The organism is Streptomyces sp. NPDC030820, from assembly GCF_055572075.1.
In genome coordinates this window covers 20811-36515 of the sequence record NZ_JBVIEB010000029.1, presented here as the reverse complement: position 1 = coordinate 36515, position 15705 = coordinate 20811, and the positions used below count along the sequence as shown (strand labels likewise).

Sequence of the window (15705 nt, the reverse complement as noted above, 5' to 3'; positions counted from 1 at the left end):
CACATGTACGTCACCGGCGGTGTGCTGCTGCCGTTCTTCTCCTTCATGACCTTCCTGATCGCCGTGCCGACCGGTGTGAAGTTCTTCAACTGGATCGGCACGATGTGGAAGGGCTCGCTGTCCTTCGAGACGCCGATGCTCTGGGCGACCGGCTTCCTGATCACCTTCACGTTCGGTGGTCTGACCGGTGTCATCCTGGCCTCGCCGCCCATGGACTTCCACGTCTCCGACTCGTACTTTGTGGTGGCCCACTTCCACTACGTGGTCTTCGGTACGGTCGTCTTCGCGATGTTCGCGGGCTTCCACTTCTGGTGGCCGAAGTGGACCGGCAAGATGCTGGACGAGCGCCTCGGCAAGATCACCTTCTGGACGCTGTTCATCGGCTTCCACGGCACCTTCCTGGTCCAGCACTGGCTGGGCGCCGAGGGCATGCCGCGCCGCTACGCCGACTACCTGGCGGCCGACGGCTTCACCGCCCTGAACACGGTCTCGACGATCAGCTCCTTCCTGCTGGGCCTGTCGATGCTGCCGTTCCTCTACAACGTCTGGAAGACGGCCAAGTACGGCAAGCCGGTCGGCGTGGACGACCCCTGGGGCTACGGCCGTTCGCTGGAGTGGGCGACGTCCTGCCCGCCGCCGCGGCACAACTTCCTCACCCTGCCGCGGATTCGCAGCGAATCCCCGGCGTTCGACCTGCACCACCCTGAGATCGCCGCGCTCGAGCAGCTCGCGCACAGCGGTCACGGCACCGCCATCGCGGGCAGCAAGGAGGCCGGCAAGTGAAGATCCAGGGTCGGATGTTCATCTGGCTGAGCGTCTTCATCCTGATCATGGCCATCGTGTATGGCGTGTGGTCGAAGGAGCCGGCCGGTACCACTGCACTGTTCCTGGCCTTCGGCCTGAGCGTCATGATCGGCTTCTACCTGGGCTTCACCGCCCGGCGGGTCGACGCGGGCGCCCAGGACGACAAGGAGGCCGACGTCGCGGACGACGCGGGCGAGCTGGGCTTCTTCAGCCCGCACAGCTGGCAGCCGCTTCTGCTGGGCTTCGGCGGTGCGATCGCCTTCCTCAGCATCGCGGTCGGCTGGTGGCTGATCTACTTCTCCGCCCCGTTCATCGTGGTCGGTCTGTTCGGCTGGGTGTTCGAGTACTACCACGGTGAGAACCGCACCCAGTAGCACGCGCGTGCACGCACCGGAAGCCCGGACGCTCCCTCAGGAGGGTCCGGGCTTCCGGTTTTTTTCCACAGGCCACGCGGGTGTAGTCGTTCCTTTGCCGTAGCGTCGGTCCCCCGTACGGCTTACTCACCGCGCCAATGGGGTCAGCGGCTCATAGCGTGATCGTATGAACCACACTCCGCGGACCCGCACCGTCGTCAGCTGCACCCTGCTGGTGACCGCGCTCGGCGCGGGCGTCACCGCCTGCGGTTCGGACGGCAACCCCCTGTCGGCCAAGCCGTACGACGCGGCGGACCTGATCGACTTCAACGGCCCCACCGAGCCGGGGAAGCAGGCCGACCCGGACAAGCCCCTGGAGATCACCGCCAACGGTGACGACCGCATCACCGACGTCACCGCCCAGGACTCCGCAGGACGCTATGTGGCGGGCGAACTCTCCGCCGACGGCAGCAGATGGCACAGCACCGCCCCGCTGGCCGCCCACACCCATTACACGGTCACCGTGAGCACCGAGGACGACGACGGCGCGCCCGGCCGGAAGGTCTTCTCGTTCGACACCAGCAAGCCCACCAGCAAGAAGCGCCTGACCGTCACCTTCGGGCCGAAGTCGGGCCAGTACGGCGTCGGACAGCCCATCACCGCCCAACTCGACCAGGGGGTCAAGGACAAGGCGCAGCGCGCCATCGTGGAGCGCGCCCTGCGGGTGGACTCCGTACCGGACGTGCAGGGCTCCTGGTACTGGGTGAGCGACAAGGAACTCCACTACCGGCCCCAGGAGTACTGGCCCACCCACACCACCATCACGGTACACAGCAACCTGGACGGCATCAGGATCAGCGACCGGCTGTGGGGCGGCCCGGCCAAGCCGCTGAAGCTCACCATCGGTGACCGGATCGAGGCCATCACCGACGGCGCGACGCACCAGCTGACGTTCTACAAGAACGGCCAGGACATCAAGCGGATCCCCATCACCACCGGCAAACCCGGCTACGGCACCCGCAACGGCATCAAGGTCGTCCTGGAGAAGGCGTACGTCGTCCGCATGCGCGGCACCACGATCGGCATCGCCGCGGGCAGCTCCGACTCCTACGACCTGTCGGTCTACTACGCCACCCGGGTGACCTGGTCCGGCGAATACGTGCACGCCGCGCCCTGGTCCGTGGGCTCACAGGGCTACGCGAACGTCAGCCACGGCTGCACGGGCATGAGCACCGGCAACGCCGAGTGGTTCTTCAACAACATTCACCAAGGCGACATCGTCAAGGTCGTCAACGCCAACGGCCACCAGATGGAGGACTTCGGCAACGGCTTCGGCGACTGGAACGTCGACTGGAACAAGTGGCGCAAGGGCAGCGCCCTGGTCAACGGCAAGCAGGACGGCCCGTCCGACGCGGACACGGTGCGACTGCAGCCGACGGCGCTGTGAGGGCCCGAGGGGCGCGGGGCTGTGTCCGATATGCGGCGCCTCGCGCCCCCGAGCTCTCAGGCGCTCAGCAACCGCTTCTGACGGAGCAGAGAAGCCAGGGCGGAGGCAAACTCCACCGGATCCACCGGAAGAGTCACAGCCGCATCTGCCCGGCTCCACGTAGCCAACCACGCGTCCTGAGGCCGGCCCATGAGAAGAAGCACCGGCGGGCAGTTGAACACCTCGTCCTTGATCTGCCGGCAGACCCCCATACCCCCCATCGGCACGGCCTCACCGTCGAGCACACAGACGTCGATGCCGCCCTTGCCCAACTCCCGGACGACCGCCTCCGGAGTGGCACACTCCAGGAACTCGACAAAGGGAACATCGGGAGCCGGCCGACGCCCGGCGGCCAGCCGTACTTGCTCGCGGGTGTTGGAGTCGTCGCTGTAGACCAGCACCGTGGCGGTCGGCTGCATTGTTCCTCCGGGACGTCAGCGTCGTACGGACGGGACGGACAGGGCCGTTCGGGGCGGAGCTTACTCCCGTCGAAGTCCCCATGAACACCACGTCAACACCGGTTCGGCAGGGAGCAACACTCCGAACGGCACCCCCCGGAGTGAGGGCGGGATAAGCGACCGACATAATGTCGGTCGTGGCGACAGCAACGACAGTAGAAACCGGGCACGCGCACCCGTCGGTCAACCGGCCGAACCTCACCAGCGTCGGAACCATCATCTGGCTGAGTTCCGAGCTGATGTTCTTCGCGGCCCTCTTCGCGATGTACTTCACCCTGCGATCGGTGACGGGTCCGGCGCACTGGAAGCACATGGCCGACGCGCTCAATGTGCCCTTCTCCGCGACGAACACCACGATCCTGGTGCTCTCCTCGCTCACCTGCCAGCTCGGCGTGTTCGCGGCCGAGCGCGGGGACGTGAAGAAGCTCCGTGGGTGGTTCATCCTCACCTTCATCATGGGTGCGATCTTCATCGGCGGTCAGATCTACGAGTACACGAGCCTGGTGAAGGACGAGGGCATCTCGCTCTCCTCCGACCCGTACGGCTCGGTGTTCTACCTGACCACCGGCTTCCACGGCCTGCACGTGACGGGCGGTCTGATCGCCTTCCTGCTGGTCCTCGGCCGCACCTACATGGCCAAGAGGTTCACCCACGAGCAGGCGACCGCCGCCATCGTCGTGTCCTACTACTGGCACTTCGTCGATGTGGTCTGGATCGGCCTTTTCGCCACGATCTACCTGATCAAGTAGCCGGGACCGGCTCCCGCACATCCAGAAGCACCGACGCAGAAGATCCTGACACCGGGGTAATCCGTGAAAAAGCTCTCCGCACGACGACGCCATCCGCTGGCGGCGGTCGTCGTCCTACTCCTCGCGCTGGCGGCCACTGGGGGGCTGTACGCCGCGTTCGCACCCGCGGGCAAGGCGCAGGCCGATGATTCCGCCCAGTCCCTGACCATCAAGGAGGGCAAGAAGCTCTACGAGGTCGGCTGCGCCAGCTGCCACGGCACCGGTGGCCAGGGCTCCTCCGACGGGCCGAGCCTGGTCGGCGTGGGTGCCGCGGCCGTCGACTTCCAGGTCGGCACCGGCCGCATGCCGGCCGCCACCTCGCAGGGTGCCCAGGTCCCGCGCAAGAAGGTCGTCTACAACCAGACGCAGATCGACCAGCTCGCCGCGTACATCGCCTCGCTGGGCGCCGGCCCGAGCGTGCCCACCAAGGACCAGTACGGACCTGACGGTGCGGACATCGCCAAGGGCGGCGAGCTGTTCCGCACCAACTGCGCGCAGTGCCACAACTTCACCGGCAAGGGCGGTGCCCTGACCAAGGGCAAGTACGCGCCCACGCTGGAGGGTGTCGACCCGAAGCACATCTACGAGGCCATGCAGACCGGCCCGCAGAACATGCCGTCCTTCCCCGACACCACGCTGTCCTCGAAGAACAAGAAGGACATCATCGCGTACCTGCACGCGGTCGACAGCAGCGAGACGACGAACCCCGGCGGTCTGGAGCTGGGCGGCCTCGGGCCGGTCAGTGAGGGTCTGTTCGCCTGGATCTTCGGTCTCGGCGCACTGATCGCCGTCGCCGTCTGGGTCGCCGCTCGGACCGCAAAGGCCAAGAAGTCATGAGTAGCCAAGACATTCCAGAAGAGAACCTGCCCGCTGAGCAGGGCGAAGAACACCGTGCGGTAGCGGTCGCGGACGAGGAGAACCCGTTCGCCGACCCGGGGCTGCCGCCTCACGAGCACCGCATCCAGGACATCGACGAGCGGGCCGCCAAGCGGTCCGAGCGCGCGGTCGCCCTGCTGTTCACGGTGTCGATGCTGGCCACCGTCGGCTTCATCGTCTCGTATGTGACGATCCCGCACGACAAGGACATCTTCGTCTTCCCGATCGGGCACCTCAGCGCGCTGAACTTCGCGCTGGGTCTGACCCTGGGTGCGGCGCTGTTCTGCATCGGCGCGGGCGCGGTCCACTGGGCCCGCACCCTGATGTCCGACGTGGAGGTCGCCGACGACCGGCACGCCATCGAGGCCCCGGCCGACGTCCGCGCGAAGGTTCACGCGGACTTCCGGCAGGGCGCCAAGGAGTCGGCGCTCGGCCGCCGCAAGCTGCTGCGCAACACGATGTTCGGCGCGCTGGCCCTGTTCCCGCTCTCCGGCGTCATGCTGCTGCGCGACCTCGGTCCGCTGCCCGGCACCTCGCTGCGGCACACCCTGTGGGCCAAGGGCAAGCGCCTGGTCAACATGAACACGGGCCTGCCGCTGCGCCCCGAGGACGTCGCCGTCGGCTCCCTCACCTTCGCCAAGCCCGACGGCCTTCAGGAGACGGACGAGGCGTTCCAGAACGAGATCGCCAAGGCGGCCCTGATGATCGTCCGGCTGCAGCCCGGCAACATCAAGGACAAGCGCGAGCTCGACTGGTCGCACGAGGGCATCGTCGCGTTCTCCAAGATCTGCACCCACGTCGGCTGCCCGATCTCGCTGTACGAGCAGCAGACGCACCACGTGCTGTGCCCGTGCCACCAGTCCACCTTCGACCTCTCCGACGGTGCCCGAGTGATCTTCGGCCCCGCCGGCCACGCCCTGCCGCAGCTGCGGATCGGTGTGGACAGTGAGGGTTACCTCCAGGCGCTCGGCGACTTCGAGGAGCCCGTCGGTCCTGCATTCTGGGAGCGCGGATGAGTACTGCAGCGAACGAGACGCCCCGCTCTCGCGGGAAGGCACCGGCCGGCGAGCGTGTCGCCGACTGGGCCGACGGCCGGCTCGGGATCTACTCCCTGGCCAAGGCCAACATGCGCAAGATCTTCCCCGACCACTGGTCGTTCATGTTGGGCGAAGTCTGCCTGTACAGCTTCCTCATCATCATCCTGACCGGTGTCTATCTGACGCTGTTCTTCCACCCGTCGATGAACGAGGTGGAGTACCACGGCAGCTACGTCCCGCTCCAGGGACAGCTGATGTCCGAGGCGTTCAGCTCGACCCTGCACATCTCCTTCGACGTGCGCGGTGGTCTGCTCGTCCGGCAGATCCACCACTGGGCCGCGCTGATCTTCCTCGCCGGCATGTTCGTGCACATGATGCGCGTTTTCTTCACCGGCGCGTTCCGCAAGCCGCGTGAGATCAACTGGCTGTTCGGCTTCCTGCTGTTCGTCCTGGGCATGTTCACCGGCTTCACCGGTTACTCGCTCCCGGACGACCTGCTCTCCGGCACCGGTGTCCGCTTCACCGAGGGCGCGATCTTGTCGATGCCGATCGTCGGCACGTACATCTCGATGTTCCTCTTCGGCGGCGAGTTCCCCGGCCACGACTTCGTCGCCAGGTTCTACTCGATCCACATCCTGCTGCTGCCGGGCATCATGCTCGGCTTGGTGGTGGCGCACCTGATCCTGGTCTTCTACCACAAGCACACGCAGTTCGCGGGTCCCGGAAAGAGCGAGAAGAACGTCGTCGGCATGCCGCTGCTGCCGGTCTACATGGCCAAGGCCGGAGGCTTCTTCTTCCTGGTCTTCGGTGTCATCGCGGCCATCGCGGCGGTCGCCCAGATCAACCCGATCTGGGCCATGGGCCCCTACCGCCCGGACCAGGTGTCCACCGGCGCCCAGCCCGACTGGTACATGGGCTTCGCCGAGGGTCTGATCCGCTTCATGCCGGGCTGGGAGATCAACTTCTGGGGTCACACGCTCGTCCTGGGCGTGTTCATCCCGCTGGTCCTCTTCGGTGTGGTCCTGGCGGCGATGGCGCTCTACCCGTTCATCGAGTCCTGGGTCACCGGCGACAAGCGCGAGCACCACATCCTGGACCGCCCGCGCAACGCGCCGACCCGTACCGGTCTGGGTGTCGCCTGGGTCACGATGTACATGATCACCCTGGTCGGCGGTGGCAACGACCTGTGGGCCACCCACTTCCACCTGTCGATCAACGCGGTCACCTGGTTCGTCCGGATCGGGTTCTTCGTCGGCCCGATCATCGCGTTCATCGTCACCAAGCGGATCTGCCTGGGTCTGCAGCGTCGCGACCGCGACAAGGTGCTGCACGGTCGCGAGACCGGCATCATCAAGCGGCTGCCGCACGGTGAGTTCATCGAGGTGCACGAGGCGCTCAGCCAGGAGCAGCTGCACACCCTCACGGCCCACCACCAGTACGTGCCGGCCGAGATCGGCCCGACGGTCGACGAGAACGGTGTCGAGCGCAAGGTGCCGGCCTCGGAGAAGCTCCGGGTGAAGCTGTCCAACGCCTACTACGGCGAGGACAACCAGATCCCGAAGCCGACCGTCGAGGAGTACAAGGAGATCACGAGCGGCCACGGCCACCACTGATCACCGCGTCGCCACGCCACGCTGAAGGGCCCCGTCCGGCTTACGGACGGGGCCCTTCGCCGTGCCCTGGGGTGGATAGGCTGGGATCACACTGTTCTCACGACACCAGGAGCGGCTGATGAGCGCTGTGACCCCCGCTGGAGGCGACACCGCGGCGGGCCGTTCCTGGCCCGAGGTACTGAACGCCCTGCTGGAGGGCCGGGACCAGAGCGCGGACGCCACGGCATGGGCGATGGACCGGATCATGCGCGGGGAGGCGACGGACGCGCAGATCGCGGGATTCGCCGTGGCCCTGCGCGCCAAGGGCGAGACGGTGGAGGAGATCACCGGGCTCGTCCGCGCGATGTACGCCCACGCGAACGTCATCGAGGTGCCGGGGGAGACCGTCGACATCGTCGGCACCGGTGGTGACGGCGCCAAGACGGTGAACATCTCCACGATGTCCTCGATCGTCGTCGCCGGCTCCGGCGCGAAGGTCGTCAAGCACGGCAACCGGGCGGCGTCCTCGGCGTCGGGCGCGTCGGACGTGCTGGAGAAGCTGGGCGTCAATCTGAACCTCCCGCTGGAACGGGTCCCGCAGGTCGCCGAGGAGGCCGGGATCACCTTCTGCTTCGCGGTGAAGTTCCACCCGGCGCTGCGCCATGTGGCCGCAGCCCGTGGCCAGTTGGGCATCCGTACGACCTTCAACGTCCTCGGTCCGCTGACCAATCCGGCCAGGGTCCGCGCCCAGGCCGTCGGCGTGGCGGATCTGCGGATGGCCCCGATCGTGGCCGGCGTCCTCGCCGAGCGAGGCAACTCCTCCCTGGTCTTCCGCGGCGACGACGGCCTGGACGAGCTGACGACGACCGCCACCTCGCGGGTGTGGGTCGTCCGGGACGGCAAGGTCACCGAGGAGACCTTCGACCCGAGGGACGTCGGCATCGACCTCGTCCCCGTGGAGGCCCTGCGCGGCGCGGACGCGTCGTACAACGCGGAGGTCGCCCGCCGGGTGCTCGACGGTGAGACGGGGGCCGTACGGGACGCGGTGCTGCTGAACTCGGCGGCGGCCCTCGTGGCCCTGCACCCGACGGACGCCCCGCTCGCCGACCAGCTGCGGGCCGGCATGGCCAAGGCGGCGGAGTCGATCGACTCGGGGGCGGCGAAGCGGACGCTGGAGCGGTGGGTGGCGGCGAGCAACGCCTAGCGGTCACCGACGGTCGTCCCGCAATCCGGACTCGGGTTGCGGGACGGCGATCATTTCCCGTACGTTCCTGTACCAGGTCATGAGTGACAGCCATTCGGCCCCGGCCGGCTGTCCGGCAACCCTCCGTCCGTGGCGGGGTGCCCCGGGTGAGGACCAGGCCGTAGGCAGCGAGGTCTACGGCAAGCGCGGACCCCTCGCGCGCTGCTGAGAGCGCGGGACCAGGGGTCCTGGTCATCGAGGGAGCCTTCCGTGAGCAAGCGAATGCGATAGGGCCGCCGAGCCCCGCCTCCGCACACCCTTTTCCTCTTCTTCACGTACGTCTTTTCTCGTACGTCCTCACGGGAGTTCACCCATGTCCGTCTTCACCGCTGCCTCCGACCAGTCCGTCTGCTCCCCGCTGCCCGTTCTGGGGCGGGATGTCACCGTCCCGCTCGTCACCGGCGGCGAGGTCACCTATGCGGCCCTCGACTACGCGGCCAGCGCCCCCGCCCTGCAGCGCGTCTGGGACGACGTGGCCGCCTACGCGCCGTACTACGGCAGCGTCCACCGTGGCGCCGGCTACCTCTCCCAGCTCTCCACCGACCTGTTCGAGAACGCCCGCCGGACGGTCGCCGAGTTCCTGGACTGCCGCCCCGACGACCAGCTGGTCTTCACCCGCTCCACCACCGACTCCCTGAACCTCCTGGCCCGCGCCCTCCCGGCCGACTGCCAGGTCTTCGTCTTCGAGACCGAGCACCACGCCTCCCTGCTGCCCTGGCAGGACGCCCGCGTCACCTACCTCAACGCCCCGCGCACCCCGCAGCAGGCCGTCGCGGCCTTGGAGCGGGCCCTGGCCGACCGCGACCCGTACGGCCCGGCCCTGGTCTGCGTCACCGGCGCCTCGAACGTCACCGGCGAGCTGTGGCCCGTACGGGAGCTGGCGGCGGCCGCCCACGCCCACGGCGCCCGGATCGTCCTGGACGCCGCCCAGCTGGCCCCCCACCACCCCGTGTCCGTCCGTGACCTGGACGTCGACTGGGTCGCCTTCTCGGGCCACAAGCTGTACGCCCCCTTCGGCTCCGGTGTCCTGGCCGGCCGCGCCGACTGGCTGCGCGCCGCCGAGCCCTACCTCGCGGGCGGGGGCGCCAGCCGCAAGGTGGCCCGGCGCCCGGACGGCGGCGTGGACGTGGAGTGGCACGAGAGCGCCGCCCGGCACGAAGCGGGGTCACCCAATGTGATCGGCGCCTACTCCATCGCGTCGGCCTGCAAGGCGCTCACCGAGGCCGGCTGGGACACCCTGGTCGCGCGCGAGCAGCACCTGATCGCCAGGGTCCGCGCGGGCCTGGCCGAGGTCCCCCAGGTGAGGGTGCTGTCCCTCTTCGGTGACGACGCCCCGCGCGTCGGCGTGATCTCCTTCGTCGTCGAGGGCTGGAACAGCTCCCACTTCGCCGCGGCCCTGTCCGCCGAGTACGGCATCGGCGTCCGCGACGGCCTCTTCTGCGCCCACCCCCTGGTCCGCACCCTCCTGGGCAGCGACCCCCAGACCCAGGGCGAATGCGGCGCCCCCGAGGCCGCGCCGGGCGAGAAGTCCCTCAACGCCATCCGCGTGAGCTTCGGCGCGGGCACCCCGGACGAGCACGTCGAGCGCTTCGTCACGGCGGTCCGGGAACTCGTGACCGAGGGCGCGAAGTGGACGTACCGGACAGAGGACGGCCGCTGCGTTCCGGCGGTGTGATCAGCACCCCGAAGGGGCGCGCTCGCCGCGCCCCTAGTTGTCCAGGCCGATCGAGAACGCCGCTTCCAGGTCGTGCTGCGAGTACGTCCGGAACGCCACGTGCGTGTCCGTGCCCTCGACGCCGGGGATCTTGCTGATCCGGCCGGGGATGACATCGGCCAGATCATCGTGCTGCCGCACCCGGACCATCGCGATCAAGTCATACGTGCCGGTGACGGAGAAAACCTCGCTCACCGACTCCAGCGAAGCGATCTGCTCCGCGATCTCGGGGATCCGGTCCACGCTGGTCTTGATGAGGACGATCGCGGTGATCACGGCTGGTTCTCTCCCTCGGGTGCCGGAGCTGGGGCGTACTTCACTCTAGTGGTACGGCCGTAACGCACCCACGCGTAGCCGAAGCCCAGACCGAAGCCGACGAGGTGGGCCAGATACGCCACCCCGGGCCCGTCGGTGCTCTGCTGCGCCGCCGCCCACTGCAGCGCCGCCCAGAACGGCAGCACGATCCACGCGGGAAACCGCAGTGGCAGGAAGAACAGAAAAGGCAGAAGACTGGTCACACGGGCGCGGGGGAACAGGTAGAGGAACGCTCCGAGGACCGCCGAGATCGCCCCGGACGCGCCCACCAGCGACTGCTCGGAGGCGGCATTGGCGACCGCGTAGCCGAGCAGGGCGAGATAGCCGCAGCCGACGTAGAAGAGGGTGAACGCGACCCGGCCCATCCGTTCCTCGGTCATCGCGCCGAAGACGAAGAGGAAGAGCATGTTGCCGAGCAGATGCACCCAGCTGCCGTGCACGAACAGGGCCGTGGCGGGGGTCAGGGCCTCGCGCACCGGTCTGGCGAACAGATCGGCCGGCACCACGCCCCAGCGCCGGAAGTACGCCCGCTGCGCGGCGAGCAGCCCGTCCCCGGAGCCGTATGCCGGGGTGAGCCCCGAGGCCGGACCCAGGACGAACAGCAGACAGCACAGGGCGATGAGGCCGTACGTCATGGGTGCTGATGTGCTCCGGACCGCTCTGAAGGCCCTGCCGGCCGCCGTGCTCCACGCGCTGATCATGAATACAGAGCATGACGTAACGGGACGCACGCGGACAGACCGCCTCGCCGCCATGGATGGACCAGCGGCGAGTTGCCGCCAGGCCGTAGGGTTACGGCCACACGCGTCGGCCGGCGGCGCGGTGAGCGACTACGAGAAGGAAGCGGACAGCCACGATGACGGTTCTCCTGCCGACCGCCACCACCCGATGGCGCTGCACCCTGTGCGGCAACCTCACCCGGTTCGACGTGACGCGTTCCTCGAAGGTCGTCGAGTACGTCCACCTCGATCTGGCCGGCGAGCCGACCGTGGAGGAGCGCGAGGTGGTCAGTGAGACCATCGAGTCGGTGCGGTGCCGCTGGTGCAACGCGGTGGACCAGGTGGAACTCGTGGACAGGCCGGGTGCCGGCTCCTGAGCGGAGCGGCCCCGAAGAAGTCGAAGTAGTGGGGTGTGACGGATGGTGGAGACCGCAGGCGGGGGGCCGGACGACGGCACCGCTGAGGTGCTTGACCGTCCGCTGCCCGAGGGCGTGCGCCGCCGGGTCGTCCAGATCGTCTCGGAGGGCTTCGGCGGGCTGACCATGTCCGAACTGCCCGCCCAGTTGAGGCAGTACGCCCGGTTCGCCCCCAATCGTCGGGCGAAGTTCGCCGGAAACGCGATGGCGGCGGCGCTGGAGACCGATGCGCTGTTCCGGCAGCGGATCGGGGAGAAGTTCAGAGAGGCGCAGCCGGAGCTCGCCGGCGCCCTCGACTCCGGCTCGCCGCTCCCGGCCGCGGACCCGCTCGACGTGGCGGCCGCGGCCTATGTACTGCGCCCGGCGGGCTGGGTGAAGCTGGTCACCGCGGCCGGCGAGGAGGTCCAGCGGGCGGACGCCGAGCGCGCCGACGAGGAGAGCCGGGCCGAGCTGGAGCGGCTGCGCACCGAGCTGGCCCAGGCCCGCGAGCATGCCCGCGCCGAGACCGAACGACTGCGTACGGAGCTGGAGTCGGCGAGGAAGGAAGCGGAGTCGCTGCACCGGAAGCTCCGGGCCGCCCTCAGTGACGTCAAGCGGGGCGAGGCCGCCCTGCGCAAGGCCCAGGGCGAGATGGACGCCGTACGCGCCGAGGCGCACCGGCACGTCTCGGCCGCCGAGAGCGAGTCCCGGCGGCTCAAGGCCCGCCTCGGCGAGGCCGAGGCCGCGCTGGAGGCCACCCGCCGCGCCGCCCGCGAGGGCCGCAGCGTGGAGGACATGCGGGTACGGCTGTTGCTCGACACCCTGCTGGACGCGACCCAGGGCCTCAGGCGCGAACTCGCCCTGCCACCCGTGTCCGTACGGCCCGCCGAGACCGTGGATGCGGTCGAACCGGGACGAATGACACCGAAGGACATCGCGGCGCGCGCCCTGTCGGAGAACGATCCGGCCATTCTCGACCAGTTGCTGGCACTGCCGCAGGCGCATCTGGTGGTCGACGGCTACAACGTCACCAAGACCGGCTATCCGCAGATGCCGCTGGAGAAGCAGCGGCTCAGGCTCCTCGGCCAGCTCTCCGCGCTCGCCGCGCAGACCGGCGCCGAGGTGACCTGTGTGTTCGACGGCGCCGAACTGGCCGCCCCGGTGCTGCTGGCGCCGCCGCGCGGGGTGCGGGTGCTGTTCTCCAAGCCGGGTGTCACGGCCGACGAGCTGATCCGGCAGCTCGTGCGCGCGGAGCCGCCGGGCCGTCCGGTCATCGTCGCCTCCACCGACCGGGAGGTGGCCGACGGGGTCGCCAAGGCGGGCGCTCGTCCGGTCGCCTCTGCGGTGCTTCTCAAGCGACTGTCCTGAAGGTCCAATGGGCATATGCAATGCCCGAATTAGCCGTATCGTCACGCAACGTAGTGTCAACCACGCCTCACCCCATGTGACTTGTGTGCAAAGAATGCATTGTGTGACGAGGTTTTTTGGTGTGAGGATTTGAACTCATCACAAGTGGGTCACTAGGGTCTGGGCTCGAACCTCCGAACGGGTGAACACTCACAAGAAGGAGTTCGTCCTCCGTGGCGTCCCACCGTCGACCCAAGCAGCAGAGTCGCGCTCGCGTGACCGTGCTGACCACCGCAGCAGCCGCCGCCGTCGTCCTGAGCGCGAACGCCGCCAACGCCGCGCCGAGCCAGAAGCTCACCAAGGACCAGGTCAAGGCCAAGGTCGACAAGCTCTACGAGGAGGCCGAGCAGGCCACCGAGAAGTTCAACGGGGCGAAGGAGAAGCAGCAGAAGCTGCAGAAGGAAATATCCACGATCCAGGACAACGTCGCCCGCGGTCAGCAGGACCTCAACAAGCTGCGCGACGGTCTGGGTTCGCTGGCCACCTCGCAGTACCGCTCCGGCGGCATCGACCCCTCGGTCCAGCTCTTCCTGTCCTCCAACCCGGACGACTTCCTCGACAAGGCCTCCACGCTCGACCAGTTGAGCGCCCAGCAGGTCGACGCGCTGAAGAAGATCCAGGACAAACAGCGCGAACTCGCCCAGGAGCGCGCCGAGGCCGCCGACAAGCTCAAGGACCTCTCCTCCACGCGCACCGAGCTGGAGCAGAAGAAGAAGGAAGTCCAGGGCAAGCTCGCCGACGCGCAGAAGCTGCTCAACACCCTGACCGCCAAGGAGAAGGCGGACCTGGCCGCCCAGCAGCAGCGCGCCGACCGCTCCTCCAGCCAGCGCGTGAACCTCGGTGACGCCCCGCCGGCCTCCGGCCGCGCAGGGGCGGCCTTCTCCGCCGCCCAGAGCAGGATCGGCTCGCCCTACGTCTACGGCGCCTCCGGCCCGTCCTCCTTCGACTGCTCGGGCCTGACCTCCTGGTCCTACGCTCAGGCCGGTGTCTCCATACCGCGCACCTCCGAGGCGCAGGCCAACATCGGCACCCGGATCTACGACCAGAGCCAGCTCAAGGTCGGCGACCTGGTCTTCTTCTACGGCGACCTGCACCACGTCGGCCTGTACGCGGGCAACGGCCAGGTGCTGCACGCCCCGCACACCGGTGCCGTGGTCCGCTACGAGGCGATGTCCGACATGCCGTTCCAGTTCGGCGTCCGCGTCTGACACCCCCGCGGGAACAGCCCCGCGAAACCGGGCCTGATACCCGCGAGTTCCCACGGCAAACGCTCGCACGGGGGCGCCCGAACGGGCGAATCCCCTGGACCGGAACTGACTCCACGCCCCGCCACTGACCCAGGTCAGCGGCGGGGCGTCAGCGTATGTTGCCGCGACGGCCGTTGGCCGGGCCCCGTGCGCACGGCTACTGTCTGCCGCGTTTCCCTGGCGCCGGGGTCTCCCCGTCCCCAGGCGCCGGGGAAGCGGTCACTGTCCGCCAGCAGAAGGACTGCCGTGGGGTCTCATCGCCGCTTTGCCTCCTCCGGATTCGACCGGGGCGCCGTCGCCCTGTGCGTTGTGTCGGCCGCGGCCGCCGCGCTCGGCGCCGTACCGGCGCACGCGGCACCGCACACCGACCCCCGTGCCGAGGTGGACCGGCTCTACCAGGAGGCCGAGCAGGCGACCCAGGCCTTCGACAAGGCCCAGGAGCGGGCCGCCACACTGCGCCGCGAGGTCCGCGACGCCCAGGACCACATCGCCCGGCAGCAGCAGCGCGTCAACACCCTCCGCGAGCAACTGGGTTCGCTGGCCGGTGCCCAGTACCGCGCGGGCGGCATCGCCCCGGCCGTCGCCCTGCTCTTCTCCGACGACCCCGACGACTATCTCGACAGGGCGTCCACCCTCGACCGCATCACCGCCCAACAGGCCGGGCAGCTCCGGGAGTTGCAGTCGGCGCTGCGGAAGCTCGCCCAGGAGCGCACGGAGGCGGCCGGGAAGCTCGCCGCGCTGGAGAGCAGCCGCAAGGCCGTGACCGCGCACAAGCGGACCGTGGAGACGAAGCTCGCCAAGGCCCAGAAACTGCTCAACATGCTCCCGGCCGCCGAGCGCGCCGCGTTCGGCCGGGCCTCGCGCTCCGACGGCTCCGGCCGTGTGGACCTGCCCGGCCTGCCCGGCCTGACCGACGCCCGCGCCGCCGCCGCGGTGGCCGCCGCCCGCTCCGCCCTCGGCCGGCCGTATGTGTGGGGCGCGAGCGGCCCCTCCGGCTTCGACTGCTCGGGCCTGATGCAGTGGTCGTACGCGCACGCCGGAATCCAGCTGCCGCGCACCTCGCAGGAGCAGCGCTTCGCCGGCCGGCAGATCCCGCTCTCCCAGGCCCGCCCCGGCGACCTGGTGATCTACCGCTCCGACGCCAGCCATGTGGGGATGTACGTGGGCAACGGCCAGGTCATCCACGCCCCGTACCCGGGCGCCGCGGTGCGCTACGACCCGGTCGGCATGATGCCGATCTCCTCGGTCACCCGGCCCTGACCGCGCCGGGC

The 15705-nt window shown here is 68.9% G+C and carries 16 protein-coding genes and 1 riboswitch; of the genes, 13 read left to right on the top strand and 3 right to left on the bottom strand.

What is annotated here, in order from left to right; genetic code table 11:
- The 3 genes from ACZ418_RS42210 to ACZ418_RS42200 form a co-directional block, all read left to right on the top strand.
- A partial coding sequence (locus tag ACZ418_RS42210) for a cytochrome c oxidase subunit I (RefSeq protein ID WP_468374011.1) occupies positions 1-783 on the top strand: 783 nt, incomplete at its 5' end.
- Positions 780-1178, top strand: a complete 399-nt coding sequence (locus tag ACZ418_RS42205; protein WP_450668644.1) for a cytochrome c oxidase subunit 4 — start codon at positions 780-782, stop codon at positions 1176-1178. The genes ACZ418_RS42210 and ACZ418_RS42205, both read left to right, overlap by 4 nt.
- Positions 1179-1344: 166 nt before the next feature.
- Positions 1345-2604 carry a L,D-transpeptidase gene (locus tag ACZ418_RS42200; RefSeq protein ID WP_468374008.1) on the top strand — a complete coding sequence of 420 codons (1260 nt, stop codon included), beginning with the start codon at positions 1345-1347 and terminating at the stop codon, positions 2602-2604.
- Positions 2605-2660: 56 nt separating this feature from the next.
- Here ACZ418_RS42200 and ACZ418_RS42195 read toward each other — a convergent pair whose 3' ends face one another.
- Positions 2661-3062 carry a response regulator gene (locus tag ACZ418_RS42195; RefSeq protein ID WP_468374005.1) on the bottom strand — a complete coding sequence of 134 codons (402 nt, stop codon included), beginning with the start codon at positions 3060-3062 and terminating at the stop codon, positions 2661-2663.
- Positions 3063-3229: 167 nt separating this feature from the next.
- Here ACZ418_RS42195 and ctaE point away from each other — a divergent pair, with 167 nt between their 5' ends.
- The 6 genes from ctaE (at position 3230) to ACZ418_RS42165 (ending at position 10312) form a co-directional block, all read left to right on the top strand.
- Complete coding sequence (gene ctaE, locus ACZ418_RS42190) at positions 3230-3850, top strand: aa3-type cytochrome oxidase subunit III (RefSeq protein WP_363220413.1); 621 nt, start codon at positions 3230-3232, stop codon at positions 3848-3850.
- 63 nt (positions 3851-3913) lie between these two features.
- Entirely contained in the window at positions 3914-4726 is an 813-nt protein-coding gene (qcrC, locus tag ACZ418_RS42185) for a cytochrome bc1 complex diheme cytochrome c subunit (RefSeq protein WP_468374003.1), read from the top strand.
- Positions 4723-5781 (top strand): cytochrome bc1 complex Rieske iron-sulfur subunit, encoded by a 1059-nt coding sequence (gene qcrA, locus ACZ418_RS42180; protein WP_468374001.1) that lies wholly within the window; start codon positions 4723-4725, stop codon positions 5779-5781. Before qcrC ends, qcrA begins: the two co-directional genes overlap by 4 nt.
- Positions 5778-7415: a cytochrome bc1 complex cytochrome b subunit gene (qcrB, locus tag ACZ418_RS42175; RefSeq protein WP_468373999.1), complete on the top strand. Its 1638-nt coding sequence runs from the start codon at positions 5778-5780 to the stop codon at positions 7413-7415. The genes qcrA and qcrB overlap by 4 nt, the downstream gene beginning before the upstream one ends.
- Positions 7416-7533: 118 nt before the next feature.
- On the top strand, positions 7534-8598 hold the full coding sequence (trpD, locus tag ACZ418_RS42170; protein WP_468373997.1) for an anthranilate phosphoribosyltransferase: 1065 nt from the start codon (positions 7534-7536) through the stop codon (positions 8596-8598).
- Positions 8599-8673: 75 nt separating this feature from the next.
- Positions 8674-8790: riboswitch (SAM riboswitch) on the top strand.
- A 160-nt stretch (positions 8791-8950) separates the two neighbouring features.
- Positions 8951-10312, top strand: coding sequence for an aminotransferase class V-fold PLP-dependent enzyme (locus ACZ418_RS42165; RefSeq protein ID WP_468373995.1), 1362 nt, complete (start codon positions 8951-8953; stop codon positions 10310-10312).
- A 33-nt stretch (positions 10313-10345) separates the two neighbouring features.
- On the opposite strand, the gene ACZ418_RS42160 is transcribed toward ACZ418_RS42165, so the two are convergent.
- Entirely contained in the window at positions 10346-10627 is a 282-nt protein-coding gene (locus ACZ418_RS42160) for an Lrp/AsnC family transcriptional regulator (protein WP_351798615.1), read from the bottom strand.
- Complete coding sequence (locus ACZ418_RS42155) at positions 10624-11367, bottom strand: rhomboid family intramembrane serine protease (RefSeq protein WP_468373992.1); 744 nt, start codon at positions 11365-11367, stop codon at positions 10624-10626. Before ACZ418_RS42155 ends, ACZ418_RS42160 begins: the two co-directional genes overlap by 4 nt.
- A gap of 155 nt (positions 11368-11522) precedes the next feature.
- On the opposite strand from ACZ418_RS42155, the gene ACZ418_RS42150 reads away from it, so the two are divergent.
- The 4 genes from ACZ418_RS42150 to ACZ418_RS42135 all read left to right on the top strand — a co-directional run bounded on the left by ACZ418_RS42150 (position 11523) and on the right by ACZ418_RS42135 (position 15694).
- A complete protein-coding gene (locus tag ACZ418_RS42150; protein WP_468373989.1) occupies positions 11523-11762 on the top strand; it encodes a hypothetical protein in 240 nt (79 codons plus the stop codon).
- A 42-nt stretch (positions 11763-11804) separates the two neighbouring features.
- Positions 11805-13148: an NYN domain-containing protein gene (locus ACZ418_RS42145; protein WP_468373986.1), complete on the top strand. Its 1344-nt coding sequence runs from the start codon at positions 11805-11807 to the stop codon at positions 13146-13148.
- 212 nt (positions 13149-13360) lie between these two features.
- Positions 13361-14395, top strand: a complete 1035-nt coding sequence (locus ACZ418_RS42140) for a C40 family peptidase (protein ID WP_468373983.1) — start codon at positions 13361-13363, stop codon at positions 14393-14395.
- 285 nt (positions 14396-14680) lie between these two features.
- On the top strand, positions 14681-15694 hold the full coding sequence (locus ACZ418_RS42135; protein ID WP_468373980.1) for a C40 family peptidase: 1014 nt from the start codon (positions 14681-14683) through the stop codon (positions 15692-15694).
- Positions 15695-15705 lie beyond the last annotated feature (11 nt).